We start from the raw sequence: 14,597 nt of genomic DNA, 5'->3' as shown, positions 1-14,597 counted from the left end.
ATCGGCTACGATTAGGATAACGTGCAGTAGGGATCATCCGGCACTCGCTGCGACACTCCGCATGTTCCTCCGTTTGCGGCCGACGGGGTAGCGAAACATTCCGAGAATGCCGAAATTTGCCGGATGGATGTTCGGCTGCGTTAGGCGTATTTTCTGCCCACGAAATCAGAGGCGCCAGACGCCTGTTACCGCTCCGTGGAGGACCGCGTTCGATGAGCCAGACCAAGCTTCAAAAATCCCCCCCAGCTACGGACGCAGCGCCTGCGCCTTTTGCCGACTTCGCGTCGCCGATCCGGCCGCAAAGCACGCTTCGTCAGGCTATCACGGCCGCATACCGCCGCCCGGAACCGGAATGCCTGCCGGCGCTCATTGAGGCGGCGACGCTGCCCAAGGAAACCCGCGACGCCGCCGCCAAAACCGCCCGCAAGCTGATCGAGGCACTCCGCGCCAAGCACAAAGGCTCGGGCGTGGAAGGGCTCGTGCACGAATATTCGCTGTCGAGCCAGGAGGGCGTTGCGCTGATGTGCCTTGCGGAAGCGCTGCTGCGCATTCCAGATACGGCGACCCGCGACGCGCTGATCCGCGACAAGATCTCCGACGGCGACTGGAAGTCGCATCTGGGCGGCGGCCGTTCGCTCTTCGTCAACGCCGCGACCTGGGGTCTCGTCGTCACCGGCAAGCTGACCTCGACCGTCAACGACCGCAGCCTTGCCGCGGCGCTGACGCGGCTCATCGCCCGTTGCGGCGAACCGGTGATCCGCCGCGGCGTCGACATGGCGATGCGGATGATGGGCGAGCAGTTCGTCACCGGCGAGACGATCGACGAGGCGCTGCGCCGCTCGCGCGCGCTCGAACAGAAGGGCTTTCGCTATTCCTACGACATGCTTGGCGAGGCGGCGACGACGGCCGCCGACGCGGAACGCTATTACAAGGACTATGAAGCCGCGATCCATGCGATCGGCAGGGCTTCCGCGGGGCGCGGCATCTATGAAGGCCCTGGCATTTCGATCAAGCTGTCGGCACTCCATCCGCGCTATTCGCGCGCCCAGGCCGCGCGGGTCATGGGCGAACTGTTGCCAAAGGTGAAGGCGCTCGCGCTCATCGCCAAGAAATATGACATCGGCCTCAACATCGACGCCGAGGAAGCCGACCGCCTGGAGCTGTCGCTCGATCTCCTCGAAGAGCTTTGCCTCGACTCCGAGCTCTCCGGCTGGAACGGCATGGGCTTCGTCGTGCAGGCCTATGGCAAGCGCTGCCCCTTCGTCCTGGATTTCATCATCGACCTGGCACGCCGCTCGGGCCGACGCATCATGGTTCGATTGGTCAAGGGCGCCTATTGGGACGCCGAAATCAAGCGCGCGCAGCTCGACGGGCTTGAGGATTTCCCTGTCTTCACCCGCAAGATCCACACCGACGTTTCCTATGTCGCCTGCGCCCGCAAGCTGCTTTCGGCAACCGACGTGATCTTTCCGCAGTTTGCCACCCACAACGCACAGACGCTCGCCACCATCTACCACATGGCCGGCAAGGATTTTCAGGTTGGTAAATATGAGTTCCAGTGCCTGCACGGCATGGGCGAGCCGCTCTACGACGAGGTCGTCGGCCGCAACAATCTCGACCGCCCGTGCCGCATCTATGCGCCGGTCGGCACGCATGAAACGCTGCTTGCCTATCTCGTCCGCCGCCTGCTCGAGAACGGCGCAAACTCCTCCTTCGTCAACCGCATCGCCGATCCGAAGGTCTCCGTCGACGAGCTCATTGCCGATCCGGTCGAGATCGTCCGTTCCATGCCGGTCATGGGCGCGAAGCACGATCAGATCGCGTTGCCGGCCAAGCTCTTCGGAGAGGCTCGCACCAATTCCGCCGGCGTCGATCTCTCAAATGAGGCCAATCTCGCATCGCTGACCGAGGCATTGAAGGCGAGCGCCGCAACCGCCTGGACCTCCGTGCCGCAGCTCGCGACCGGCGCAGCCTCGGGCGAAACGCGCCCCGTCGTCAACCCCGGCGACCATCGCGACATCGTCGGTTCGGTGACGGAAACGTCGGACGAGGATGCCAAGCGCGCGGCCCGTCTCGCTCGCGAGGCCGCCGAAGCGTGGGCCGCCGTTCCCCCAACCGAAAGGGCCGCCTGCCTTGACCGCGCAGCCGATCTGATGCAAGCGCGCATGCAGACGCTGCTTGGGCTGATCGCCCGCGAAGCCGGCAAGTCGCTGCCGAATTCGATCGCCGAGGTGCGCGAGGCAATCGATTTCCTGCGCTACTACGCTGAGCAGACCCGCCGCACGCTCGGCCCGGCCCACAGACCGCTGGGCCCGATCGTCTGCATCAGTCCATGGAATTTCCCGCTGGCGATCTTCACCGGTCAGATCGCCGCCGCACTCGTCGCGGGCAATCCGGTGCTTGCCAAGCCGGCGGAGGAAACGCCGTTGATCGCGGCCGAAGGCGTGCGCCTTCTGCATGAAGCGGGCATTCCGGCAAATGTGCTGCAGTTCCTGCCCGGTGACGGCCGTGTCGGCGCGGCGCTGGTCGCCGCACCGGAGATTGCAGGGGTGATGTTCACGGGCTCGACCGAAGTTGCACGGCTCATTCAGGCGCAACTCGCCGACCGGCTTTCGCCTGCCGGACAGCCGATCCCGCTGATCGCCGAGACCGGCGGCCAGAACGCGATGATCGTCGACTCGTCCGCCCTTGCCGAGCAGGTCGTCGCAGACGTGATCGCATCGGCCTTCGACAGCGCCGGACAGCGCTGCTCGGCGCTGCGTGTGCTCTGCCTCCAGGAGGACATTGCCGATCGCACCCTGATGATGCTGAAGGGTGCCCTGCACGAACTGAACATCGGCCGCACTGACCGTCTTGCCGTCGACGTCGGCCCGGTTATCACCGCCGAGGCGAAAGGCATCATCGAAAAGCACATCGACGCGATGCGCGGGCTTGGCCGCAAGGTGGAGCAGATCGGTCTTGCGAGCGAGACGGATCTGGGCACCTTCGTGCCGCCGACGATCATCGAGCTTCAGAAACTCTCCGATCTCAAGCGTGAGGTCTTCGGACCGGTGCTGCACGTCATCCGTTACCACCGTGACGATCTCGATCGGCTGGTCGACGACGTCAACGCCACCGGTTACGGCCTGACCTTCGGGCTTCATACCCGTCTCGACGAGACGATCGCGCATGTGACGAGTCGCGTGAAGGCGGGCAACCTCTACGTCAACCGCAACATCATCGGTGCCGTCGTCGGCGTGCAACCCTTCGGCGGGCGCGGCCTTTCCGGCACCGGCCCGAAGGCGGGCGGTCCGCTCTATCTCGGCCGGCTGGTGACGACCGCACCGGTGCCGCCGCAGCACAGCTCGGTGCACACGGACCCTGCCCTCCTCGACTTCGCCAAGTGGCTCGACGGCCGCGGCGTGAGAGCCGAAGCAGAAGCGGCACGCAACGCCGGCAGCAGTTCAGCCCTCGGGCTGGAGCTGGAGCTGCCAGGTCCGGTCGGCGAGCGCAATCTTTACGCGCTGCACCCACGCGGTCGGATCCTGCTCGTGCCGCAGACCGAGGCGGGTCTCTACCATCAGCTCGCCGCGGCGCTCGCGACCGGCAACTGCGTCGTCATCGACGCCGCCTCGGGGCTGCAGCCCTCGCTTAAGGGCCTTCCGCAGAGTGTCTCCCTCCGCGTCTCCTGGTCGAAGGACTGGGCGGCCGACGGCCCCTTTGCCGGCGCTCTTGTCGAGGGCGACGCCGAGCGCATCCGCGACGTCAACAAGGCCATCGCCGCGCTCCCGGGTCCGCTGGTGCTCGTCCAGGCCGCGTCGAGCGAGGAGGTCGCCCGCAATCCCGACGCCTATTGCCTGAACTGGCTGCTCGAAGAGGTTTCGACCTCGATCAACACTGCGGCCGCTGGCGGCAACGCCAGCCTTATGGCGATCGGGTGAGCGCAACGTCGGCGTTCTGGATCTGCACCTGATTTGCCCCTCACCCTAGCCCTCTCCCCGCACGCGGGGAGAGGGGATGTGCCGCACGCCGAGGCATCACTCGCAGCGACTTTGGGGACGAGGCGGTGCCCCGGATCCCTTCTCCCCGCCTGCGGGGAGAAGGTCGCGGCAGCGGGATGAGGGGCGGCCACACCCGTCGCTTTGCCCGCTGGCGCACCCTTCCCCAATCCGCTATCTGCATTCCAAAGAACGGAAGCAGCGGATGTTCACCCTCCAGCGCATCGAGACCTCGACACAGGACATCAAGAAAAGCCGGTTCCTCGCGATCGCCGGTCCGATCGAGGACGAGCAATCGGCAAAGGCCTTTCTCGCGGCGCATTCCGACCCGACCGCCAATCACAATTGCTGGGCCTGGCGCAGCGGCCAGACCTATCGGTTCAGTGACGATGGCGAGCCGAGCGGCACGGCGGGCAAGCCGATCCTCGCGGCGATCGACGGCCAGTCACTCGACCGCGTCGCGGTCGTCGTCATCCGCTGGTTCGGCGGCGTCCTGCTTGGAAGCGGCAGGCTGATCCGCGCTTATGGCGGCACCGCGGCACTCTGCCTTCGGTCTGCTGAAAAAGTCGAACTCGTCGACACGCAGCGCGCCACGATTGCCTGCGACTTTGCGGATCTTGCTTTGATCAAGGCACGGCTGACGGCGCGCGGCGTAGCGCTCGCCGGAGAAACATTCACGGATACAGGGGCGGTCCTGACGGCCGAGATGCGGCGGGACATCGCGGCGGAGGTCCTCGCACTCGTCACCGATCTCAGTCGCGGCAAGGCGATCGTCTCGCTCGAAGACTGAACTTCCATGCGGAACACAACCAGCATAGAACTCACGCCGACGAAGAGCGATGACGAGGATATCGAAATGAAGACGAGAGTTTTGGGACGAACAGGTGCAACGATCTCGGAAATCGGCTTTGGCGCCTGGCAGATCGGCGGCGCCTGGGGCGACATCAGCGAAGAGGACGGCAAGCGCGCGCTTCACGCCGCGCTCGACAGCGGCGTCACCTTCGTCGACACGGCCGACGTCTATGGCGACGGGCGTTCGGAAAAGATCATCGCGGCGGTGCTGAAGGAGCGCGGTGGCGAAAAGCCCTTCGTTGCCACGAAGGCCGGCCGCCGGCTCAATCCCCATGTCGCTGACGGCTATACGGCCGCCAATATCGAGGCCTTCATCGACCGCAGCCTGAAGAATCTCGGCGCCGATACGCTCGATCTCGTGCAGTTGCATTGTCCACCGACGGATGTCTACTACCGTCCCGACGTCTTCGGCGCCCTCGACCAGTTGGTGGCCAAGGGCAAGGTCCGCCACTACGGCGTCTCTGTCGAAAAGGTCGAGGAGGCGCTGAAGGCGATCGAATATCCGGGCGTCGCCACGGTTCAGATCATCTACAACATCTTCCGGCAGCGTCCGCAGGAACTCTTCTTCGCCGAGGCGCGAAAGAAGAATGTCGGCGTCATCGTGCGCGTTCCCCTCGCTTCCGGCCTGCTTTCAGGCAAGATCGGAAGGGACACGGTTTTCGCGGCTGACGACCACCGCAATTTCAACCGCCACGGAGAAGCCTTCGATGTCGGAGAAACCTTCGCCGGCGTGCCTTTCGACGTCGCGCTCGAAGCGGTGGATGAACTGCGCGCGCTGGTGCAGGAAAATGTGCCGATGGCCCAGTTTGCCCTTCGCTGGATTCTGGAGCAGCCGGCTGTTTCCGTCGTCATTCCCGGTGCCCGCAACGAGGCGCAGGCGCAGTCGAACGCCGCGGCGAGCGCGCTGCCAGCGCTTGACGACAAGACCATGGCGGCGATCGCCGCGCTTTACGAGCGGCTGATCAAGGTTCATGTTCATCACAGATGGTAGGAAACTGACGCTCCGCAGAAGACGCGGGGCCTCGGAAGGAAGCCACCGATGCAAGAGGCCTTCGATCTGGAGCGCTTCGTGAAAGCGCAGGAAAGCACGTACCGTAGCGCACTGGCGGAACTCGCCGCCGGCGCCAAGCGAACCCACTGGATGTGGTTCATCTTTCCGCAGATCGCAGGCCTCGGCCAATCGCCGACGGCGCAATACTATGCCCTTGCCAATCTCGATGAGGCGCGCGCCTATCTGCGGCACCCGCTGCTTGGTCACCGCATTCTCGAATGCACGGAAGCGGTGAACTCTCTTCAAGGGCGATCCGCACTCGAGATTTTCGGCCGACCGGACGATCTCAAGTTTCGCTCGTCCATGACGCTCTTCGAGAGAGCCGCCCCGACGGTCGGCGCCTTCGCACGGGCGCTCGATCGCTATTTTGACGGCCTGAGAGATCCGAGGACGCTCGAAATCCTCAACCGGGACTGAATTCCTGATCCGTCACTACGGAGACGTGACCGGCATCTGGGAAAGAACAAACAGGAGCAATGTCGCGAAGGCCGCCAGCCCGACAATGATCAGCATCAGTTCCTTCATCATATAGCGATACATAAAATCCTCCCACGGATGACGTCGGGAAGCACACAACTTCATATGGGATCCGGATCACCGGACTTGAAGGCGCGCCCGCACACAACACCGTGAAATGCGGTGACGCCTGCGTGTCTTCCAAGGTCGACAAATGGTCACGCTGCCAAGCTAAACGCGCGAAGACGAGCTTCGATCGCTTGCACAATCAGAAAAACGCGCAGCGACGGAGAGGTTGCGATCGGTGGTGGAATTACTATCTGTATAATTATCCTCGTCAGATCGTGTGGAGCTTGCCCATGATCGCCAGGCTGACCCTGCAGACCCTCATTTGGTTTGCAATCATTGGAGTGGTGCTCTTTGCCTCCGCCGGAACGCTTGAGTGGCCGGCCGCGTGGGTGTTCCTCGCGGCGATGCTGGCGCTCTCCCTGATCGCCGGACTGTCGCTCGCCCGGCATGATCCCGCACTGCTCAAGGAAAGGCTGTCGGCACCTATTCAGAAAGGGCAACCTTTCGCGGACAAGGTGCTGACCACCGTCATCCTTCTGTTCCTGCTCGGCGCGTTTGCGTTCATGGCACTCGACGCCGTGCGGTTCGGCTGGTCGTCGGTTCCCGAGTGGGTACAGGTCCTCGGCGGCTCGGCGCTCTTGTTCTCGATCTGGTTCGACTACCGGACGTTCAGGGAAAACAGCTTCGCGGCACCCGTCGTGAAGATCCAGAGGGAGCGAGCGCAAAGGGTGGTTACAACGGGACCATACAGCTACGTCCGCCATCCCCTCTACGCCGGCGCCCTCATCTTCGTCGCGGGCACCTCGCTACTCCTCGGCTCCTGGTGGGGGCTTGGGGCGGTGCTCGTGCTCATCGCCTTGCTTGCCATGCGCATCGGCATCGAGGAAAAGGAGCTCCGGACCGGTCTTGCGGGATACGACGCCTATGCAGCGCGCGTGCGCTATCGCCTGATCCCCTACGTCTGGTAATGACGCAATTCCGGACGGAAAACTGCTACACACCTTTCCTGGAATTATTCGGGGTCGTAGTCAGGATTTGACTTAGCAACAGATGGATTGCACCGACCGTGACACCGAACGCGCTGAAGCGCGATATCGACGCCTATCACGCACACTATCGGGTCGAGGCCGGGCTCCATATCAAGCGCGAGTATCTGATCGCCGTTGGCGAGAGACGATAGACAGTTACTGGCAACGCCGTCGATTGCGTTCGTGACCGCTTGCCGCAACCTTGTTGCGAGCAGCTGAAGGATGTGACTTGAGAGGGAATGGCGCACCCGAAGAGATTCGAACTCCTGACCCCCAGATTCGTAGTCTGGTGCTCTATCCAGCTGAGCTACGGGTGCTTGCCTGAAGCGGTGAGAACCGCTTGCGTGGCGATCCTCTACTGGGTCCTTTCGGCGATTGCAAGCGCCTTTCGGCAAAAAATTTCATTTTTGCGACAACCGTGGATGACGCGCCGGAGCGAGCGATCGGAGGGCAGCGAGGACCTGAGAGCGGAATGTCAGGGCCGCGCCTTCGAACGGAACGCGTCCAACGGCACCGGGCGATCCGGCAGTTCGATGCGGAACAGCGTGCCGGGCGTCGGCTTTTCCACGAGCGCTATTGTTCCGCCATGGGCAAGCACCAGTTCGCGGGCAATGGCAAGGCCGAGCCCCGTGCCGCCGGAGCGCGCCGAGCCGCGGAAGGCGGCAAACAGGTTTTCGCGCGCCTTGGCCGGCATGCCCGGCCCGGTATCGTCCACCGAAATCGCAACCACGCTCCCCGTTCGGATGGCGGAAACGGAAACCATCTTGGCGCGGCCATCCTCCGGCTCGTGTTGCGTCAGCGCCTGTACGGCATTGCGGCAGAGATTGTGAACGACGCGAAAAAGCTGCTCGCTGTCCGCATCGACGACGACGTCGTCCCGGATCTGGATCTCGAAATCGATGCCGCTCTGGCGGTCGATCGCCAGGAGTTCGGCAACATCCTCGACGAGTGGGCGCAGGGCGACAAAGCGACGGTGCGGCTCTGCCTCAGCCGTGCGCCCGTAGGAGAGCACCTCCTGCGTATAACCGACGGCGCGATCGATCGTTCTCAAGAGCGTGGGCGCGAAGCGTTTCACCACCGGATCATCGACGTCGGCGAGCCGGTCGGAAATGAGCTGCGCGGACGAGAGGATGTTGCGCATGTCATGGTTGATCTTCGAAACGGCGAGGCCGAGCTCGGCGAGGCTTTTCTGTTGCTTCAGGGTTTTCTGCAGTTCGCGCTGCATGCTCGCGAGATGCTGACCGGCGACCGCCAGTTCATCCCTGCCTTCCGGCGAAACAAGGAGGCGCTCCGGGTTGGACGGCTCGTCGGCGAACTCCTGCATGCTCGCCGTCATCCGCCTGATCGGCACAATCAGCATGCGATTGATGGCGAGAAAGATCAGTGCCGCCGTGATCAGCGAGATCACGATCGACAGAAGGAAGACGTTGCGCGAGTAGACGAGCATCGCCTTGCGCAAGCCGGCATCCTTCATCACCAGCTCGATCGTCGCATCGCTTTCGCCGAGCGGACCATAAACCCGCACGATCCGGCTGCCGCCGAACAGCAGCGTATCGAATGCATCGCGTATCGCGCCGACGGGGGTAAAGTTGGCGATGTCGTATTCCCCGTCGATCGCCGGGGGCATGTCGACGCTGGCGATCATCCGCGACGCATCCTTGCGGCGAATTACGATGGCCTTGGTTCCCGTCGCCATCAGGGTGTCGCGTTGCACGGCCCGCGGAAGCTCGACATTCTGCAGCCCGTCGACGGCGACGGCCGCGGCGGCCACGGTATTCAGCCGATCCTGAAGCCAACGGATCCGCATATTGGCGACCGACGGCACAAAGATCAGAACTTCCGCGAGCATGACGAAAGCCACCGTCAAAAGCAGCAACTTGCCGGAGAGCCCGCGAAGAAACCCGACGGCCGCTCGGGGCTTCGCACTCGCATTGGCCGGACGCGCGTCTTCCACCATAAACCTAGAACGTTCCCTGCAAACTCAGCCAAAATACCGCAGCGTTCCGATCACGGATCGAACAAGCGGATTTCGCGCCACGGGGGCATAATAGGAGATCGATGCCTGTTTTCCAATCTCGGACAAGGTGGGATAGGGCGCCACATAGCCGCGAAAATGCTTGAGCGTCAGCCGATTGGCGATGGCGAATGCAAAGCCGTTGATCATTTCGCCGGCACCGGCACCGGCGATCGCCGCCCCGATGATCCGACCGCGCCGGCCGACCGCGATCTTAATCAGCCCCCGGTCGAGGCCGTCGGTGCGGGCGCGATCATTTGCAGAAAAATCCCAGCGGACGACGTCGATCCGGCCGAACTTTTCCCGCGCCTCTGCCTCGCCAAGGCCGACCTGCGCAAGCTCCGGATCGGTAAACGTCACCCTCGGAACAATGTCGCGGTCTTCGCGCGCCGGCATTCGGAACAGGATCTGCTGCAGCACGAGCCGCGCATGGTAGCTCGCAACATGGGTGAATTGCAGGCCGCCTGTGGCGTCGCCGATGGCATAGACGCGACGATTGCTCGTTCGCAGATCTGCTCCAACGGCGATCCCCTTCCCATCGTGGCGAATACCGGCGGCGCCGAGGTCGAGAGAAGCATGGTTGGGGACGCGGCCCGCGGCCAGCAAAAGATCGCTGCCATCGACGGCGAACCGCCCTTGCGCATTCTCGCAAAGCAGCCGGACGCCGCCCGCCTGCCGCTCGACCGATAGGATGGCGGTTTGCTCGTGAAGCACGGTACCCTCGGCGCGGATCGCCTCCAGGACGATCGCCGCCAGTTCCGGATCGCCGCTCGAAAGCGCCTTGCCGGCCTCGACGACCGTCACGCGCGCCCCGATCCTGCGATATGCCTGCGCCATCTCCATTCCGACCGGTCCGGCGCCGACAATGACGAGGTGTTCCGGCAGCCTCTTCAGATCGAAGAGTGTCTCATTGGTAAGGTACGGCGCCTCCGCCAGCCCCGGGATTGCGGGAATGGCCGGCGACGAGCCGGTGGCGATCACGAAGCGCCGCGCCCGGATGATATGGTCGCCGGTCGCGACCGTCCTGTCGTCGACAAACCGGGCCGTGTCGGCGATGACCTTCACGCCAACGCTCTCGAACCGCTCTGCGGAATCATGCGGCGCGATTGCGCCGATGACCGCGTGGACCCGCGCCTGCAATCGCTCGTAGTCGACGACCGGTTCGCCTGCGGCGATGCCGAATTCGCCTGCTGCTCGGATCGCCTGTGCATGTTTCGCGGCCGCAATCAGCGCCTTCGACGGCACGCAGCCAAAGTTCAGGCAATCCCCTCCCATTCGGCCGCGCTCGACAAGGACGACCGGCACGCCGAAGGCCGCGGCACCCGCAGCCACGGACAGGCCTGCCGCACCACCGCCGATCACGCAGATATCCGGATTGAGGATTTTCGCCACGCCGCCTTCCGCCCCGTCACACCGTCTTGCGGCGTGACTGTATTAGCTTGAACACGAGAGGCAATGCCGCGATGAGCGCAAGCGCCGCGAGCCCGAGCGAAATGTCCCTCGTCGCAAAATCCGAAAGCGTAAGCTCGCCTCCGGACGCGGCCGAGCGGGCGATCACGTCGTCGAGGCTGCGGCCGAGCCAAGCATAGGCGAACGTGCCCGGCACGATGCCGATCAGCGTTGCTGCCGCGAAAGTGCGCAGCCTCACATCAAAGAATGCGGGCGCAATGTTGACTATGAAGAAGGGAAAAATCGGCGCCAGCCGCAAGATCAGAAGATAAAGGAACGCATTGCGCCGGAACCCATCCGCGAGCCGATCCAGGAAGCGACCGGCGCGCGGGCGCAGGAGGTCCCCGAGGACCCCGCGCGCGGCAAGGAACAGAAGGCAGGATCCGAGCGTCGCCGCGACGATTGCCATGGCTGCGCCGGTGATACAGCCGAACAGGAATCCGGAGAATATGGTCAGCACCGACGCAGCCGGGATCGAAAAGACGACCACTGCGACATAGACCACAAAGAAAGCTGCGCCCGCTCGAAGCGGGTAGGCATCGACATAGGCACTGAGGGTCTCGCGGTGGTGGACGAGCGCCGTCAACGAAAGATATTGCGGCAGGCCAAACGCGTAACAAGCGGCACCACCGACGAGCAGAAGAGCGAATGGCACGAACCGCCATGGCGAACGACGCGCCGCATGTCCAGCGCCGCTCCGCCCTGACGAAGGGTTCAGGGCTGCATCTTCTGCCCCGTTTCTGGCACCATGGCTCATGCGGCTTGCTTTCGGCGAGATCTACCCTTGAGTTAGAGGGAATCCGGACCCGGAACCAATAACGAATGGTCGCGCCGTCAAACGTCGACGTGAACGGCTCGCCCTGACAAATCACGTTGCCGTGAAAGGGGATAGCACGATCCGGCAAGGATCGTTGCACCACAGACTATTTCTCGCGGTAAACGCCAAGGCTTCCCGCGAGAATATCATGACATCGGATGCGAGAAGCTCAAAACTCTTCCCAATCGTCACGTGCCGCGGCGGAACTGCCGCCGAAGGCTCGGGCCACGCTGCCCATCATTCGCCGGGCGGGCGATGCGACGGGACGACTTGTTTCCCTTGCCGGTGCAACCACTCCGGCATCCCGGTCGACCTTGAAGTAGGCGATCAGGTTCGCAAGGTTGCCGGTTTCGGCCGAAAGCTTGTGCGTCGCGGCGTTCGCCTCTTCGACCATCGCGGCATTGCGCTGCGTCACCTGGTCCATCTGGTTGACGGCAGTGCTGACCTCGGCAAGCCCTGTCGACTGCTCGCGCGCGGCCGTCGCGATCGAATGGATATGGTCGTTGATCTTCAGAACGCGCGTTTCGATCTCGCCGAGCGCGGAACCGGTCGCCTGCACGAGCTTGACTCCCGTCGCCACTTCGCTGCCCGACTTGGAAATGAGCGTCTTGATGTCCTTGGCAGCGCTGGCCGCCCGCTGGGCGAGTTCGCGGACCTCCTGTGCAACGACTGCGAAGCCCTTGCCGGCGTCACCCGCGCGCGCCGCCTCGACGCCCGCATTGAGCGCCAAAAGGTTGGTCTGGAAGGCGATTTCATCGATGACGTTGGTGATCTGGCCGATCTCGCTTGAAGCCTGCTCGATACGGCCCATGGCCTCGACCGCGCTACGGACGACGGAGGCGGATTCGGCTGCGCTTTCCTTTGCCTCAGTGACCATGACCGATGCTTCCTGCGCCCTCTCGGTCGAGCTGCGAACTGCGGCGGTGATCTCGTCGAGCGCCGCCGAGGTCTCCTCGAGCGAGGCGGCCTGCTGCTCCGTGCGCTTCGACAGGTCGTCCGCCGCCGAGCGCAGTTCGGATGCGTTGCCATTGATCGAGTCCGTCGTCGTGCGAACCTCGCGCAAGGTTTTCTGCAAGGTGGTGAGCGTGTCGTTGACGTTCCTTTGCAGTTCCGCGAAGGCGCCCTGGAACTGGCCGTTCATGCTCTGCGTCAAGTCACCGGCTGCAAGGCTTGCGATTACCCGCCGTGTTTCGGAAATCCCGCTGTCGACGCCGCCGACGAGTTCATTGACGCTCGCGGCAAACCGGTTGAGATCGTCGTTGCCGTAGTCCTTGCCGATGCGCTTGGTGAAATCGCCCGCGGCAGCCGCTGAGACGACGATGCCGATGCTCGACTGGAGATCGGCGCTCTTTTCCCGCAATGCCGCTTCCTGGGCGTTGAGTTCGCGCACCGCAAGCCCGTTCTGCTTGAAGATGGCGACGGCGGCAGCCATGTCGCCGATCTCGTCCTTGCGTCCGGCGAAAGGCACATCGACCGACAGATCGCCCCCGGCAAGCTGCTTCATGGTGCCCGTCAGGTCGAGGATCGGCCGGCTGAGCTGGTTGGTGCCGATATAGAAGGCCGTACCGATGCCGGCGACCAGCCCGAGGCCGGCGATCCCGAGCACGATCAGAATAACCGAGCGTTCAAAAACTGCGATCTCTTCCGTGATCGCCTGAAGCGATTCCAGATTGGCATCCACGACCACGTCTATCTCGGCCTGGAAAGCCTTGCGGTTGGCGCGATTGGCGTCGTTGTTGCCCTGCTCGTTGGCAGCCTGCGGCGAAACCTCTCGGCCAAGACGGGCCGTCTCGCTGCGGAAGGTCTTGAACTCGTCGGCGCGCTTCGCCAGCGCATCGAAGGACGAGAGGTTGTCCGCGGGAACCAGCGGACGCCAGTCTTCGAGCAGCGCGTCGATCTTGTCGAGATTCTTGAGGAGGCCCTCGGCGAAGGGCTTTGCTTTTTCGATTGTCGGTGCGGCGTAGATGCCGCGCGATTCCATGACGACGCCGGTCACCAGACGATTGAGCCGCTCGCCCTTGAACGCCCGGTCGGATGCGTTCTGGAATTGATGAAGCTTGTCGTTGTATTGCGACACGATCAGCAAAGACATGCCGGTAATGGCGATCGCCAGCAGACTCATGATGCCGACGATCAAGTATATTTTCCCGCGAATTTTCATTCCTGTCCCCCCAACGCCCGCAGACGTCGTCCCCTTGGTGCGCGGTGCTCGCTGCACACACAAAGGGAATGCTAAAATGCGCGTGGTTAACGAAACCATCACCGGTCCGGCCAACATCTGGCGAGGCTGGATTAGGTTTTTATTCACCGATCTGCACTACAGCGCCGCGCGTCTCATCAGACGCGCAAAGGGTCGCTGTAGAACGTTGAGTGGCTGCATGATTTTGTCCTTAAATCGACCGATTCAAGGAATCATGCAACAAGCGCCGCGCGTCTCATCAGACGCGCAAAGGGTCGCTGTAGAACGTTGAGTGGCTGCATGACTTTGTCCTTAAATCAACCGATTCAAGGAATCATGCAACAAGCGCCGCGCGCCAAGGGAACCGCTGTCAGGCCCGGCATCGGATGATCGCGGGGGTCGGGAATTGACTTTGCCGGACATTTGTCCTTATAAGCCGCGCACGTCCGGTCAAACCATCCTGCCCGCAAGGCGGAGCTGTGCCCGGTTACGTAAACGCTCTTGCACTTTGCAAACCCAAGAAGGGCCGCACACCGCGGTATTTAAATAAATGAAGCGTACCTACCAACCATCCAAGCTTGTTCGCAAGCGCCGTCACGGCTTCCGTGCACGCATGTCCACCAAGGGTGGCCAGAAGGTCCTCGCAGCCCGCCGGGCTCGTGGCCGCAAGCGTCTCTCGGCTTAAGCCGAGTTTGCCCGAAACCT

General features: G+C 63.2%; 10 protein-coding genes and 1 tRNA gene. 6 read left to right on the top strand and 5 right to left on the bottom strand.

The features are described from left to right. Positions 1–212: 212 nt before the first annotated feature. The 5 genes from putA (at position 213) to QN224_RS02105 (ending at position 7,373) form a co-directional block, all read left to right on the top strand. Positions 213–3,920: a trifunctional transcriptional regulator/proline dehydrogenase/L-glutamate gamma-semialdehyde dehydrogenase gene (gene putA / locus QN224_RS02125; protein WP_283975369.1), complete on the top strand. Its 3,708-nt coding sequence runs from the start codon at positions 213–215 to the stop codon at positions 3,918–3,920. Positions 3,921–4,182: 262 nt separating this feature from the next. After that, entirely contained in the window at positions 4,183–4,767 is a 585-nt protein-coding gene (locus QN224_RS02120) for a YigZ family protein (protein ID WP_283975368.1), read from the top strand. A 66-nt stretch (positions 4,768–4,833) separates the two neighbouring features. Beyond that, entirely contained in the window at positions 4,834–5,820 is a 987-nt protein-coding gene (locus QN224_RS02115; protein ID WP_283975367.1) for an aldo/keto reductase, read from the top strand. 48 nt (positions 5,821–5,868) lie between these two features. Further along, positions 5,869–6,297 (top strand): DUF1810 domain-containing protein, encoded by a 429-nt coding sequence (locus QN224_RS02110; protein ID WP_283975366.1) that lies wholly within the window; start codon positions 5,869–5,871, stop codon positions 6,295–6,297. Positions 6,298–6,695: 398 nt separating this feature from the next. Further along, entirely contained in the window at positions 6,696–7,373 is a 678-nt protein-coding gene (locus QN224_RS02105) for an isoprenylcysteine carboxylmethyltransferase family protein (protein ID WP_269278694.1), read from the top strand. Positions 7,374–7,673: 300 nt separating this feature from the next. Here QN224_RS02105 and QN224_RS02100 read toward each other — a convergent pair. The 5 genes from QN224_RS02100 to QN224_RS02080 all read right to left on the bottom strand — a co-directional run bounded on the left by QN224_RS02100 (position 7,674) and on the right by QN224_RS02080 (position 13,874). Continuing rightward, a tRNA-Arg gene (locus QN224_RS02100) sits at positions 7,674–7,750 on the bottom strand. 158 nt (positions 7,751–7,908) lie between these two features. Beyond that, complete coding sequence (locus QN224_RS02095) at positions 7,909–9,390, bottom strand: HAMP domain-containing sensor histidine kinase (protein ID WP_173511053.1); 1,482 nt, start codon at positions 9,388–9,390, stop codon at positions 7,909–7,911. A 24-nt stretch (positions 9,391–9,414) separates the two neighbouring features. Then, the gene (locus QN224_RS02090) at positions 9,415–10,839 is read right to left on the bottom strand and encodes an FAD-dependent oxidoreductase (RefSeq protein WP_283975365.1); all 1,425 of its coding nucleotides are present in this window, start codon (positions 10,837–10,839) and stop codon (positions 9,415–9,417) included. Positions 10,840–10,855: 16 nt separating this feature from the next. Continuing rightward, on the bottom strand, positions 10,856–11,653 hold the full coding sequence (locus tag QN224_RS02085) for a TVP38/TMEM64 family protein (protein ID WP_283975364.1): 798 nt from the start codon (positions 11,651–11,653) through the stop codon (positions 10,856–10,858). 229 nt (positions 11,654–11,882) lie between these two features. Further along, entirely contained in the window at positions 11,883–13,874 is a 1,992-nt protein-coding gene (locus QN224_RS02080; RefSeq protein WP_283975363.1) for a methyl-accepting chemotaxis protein, read from the bottom strand. Positions 13,875–14,442: 568 nt separating this feature from the next. Here QN224_RS02080 and rpmH point away from each other — a divergent pair. Then, positions 14,443–14,577 carry a 50S ribosomal protein L34 gene (gene rpmH / locus QN224_RS02075; protein ID WP_012706673.1) on the top strand — a complete coding sequence of 45 codons (135 nt, stop codon included), beginning with the start codon at positions 14,443–14,445 and terminating at the stop codon, positions 14,575–14,577. Positions 14,578–14,597: the final 20 nt, after the last annotated feature.

Origin of the sequence: Sinorhizobium sp. 7-81, from assembly GCF_030124405.1 — a bacterium.
GTDB classification, from domain to species: domain Bacteria; phylum Pseudomonadota; class Alphaproteobacteria; order Rhizobiales; family Rhizobiaceae; genus Sinorhizobium; species Sinorhizobium psoraleae.
This window is presented reverse-complemented; position numbering and strand designations above follow the sequence as displayed.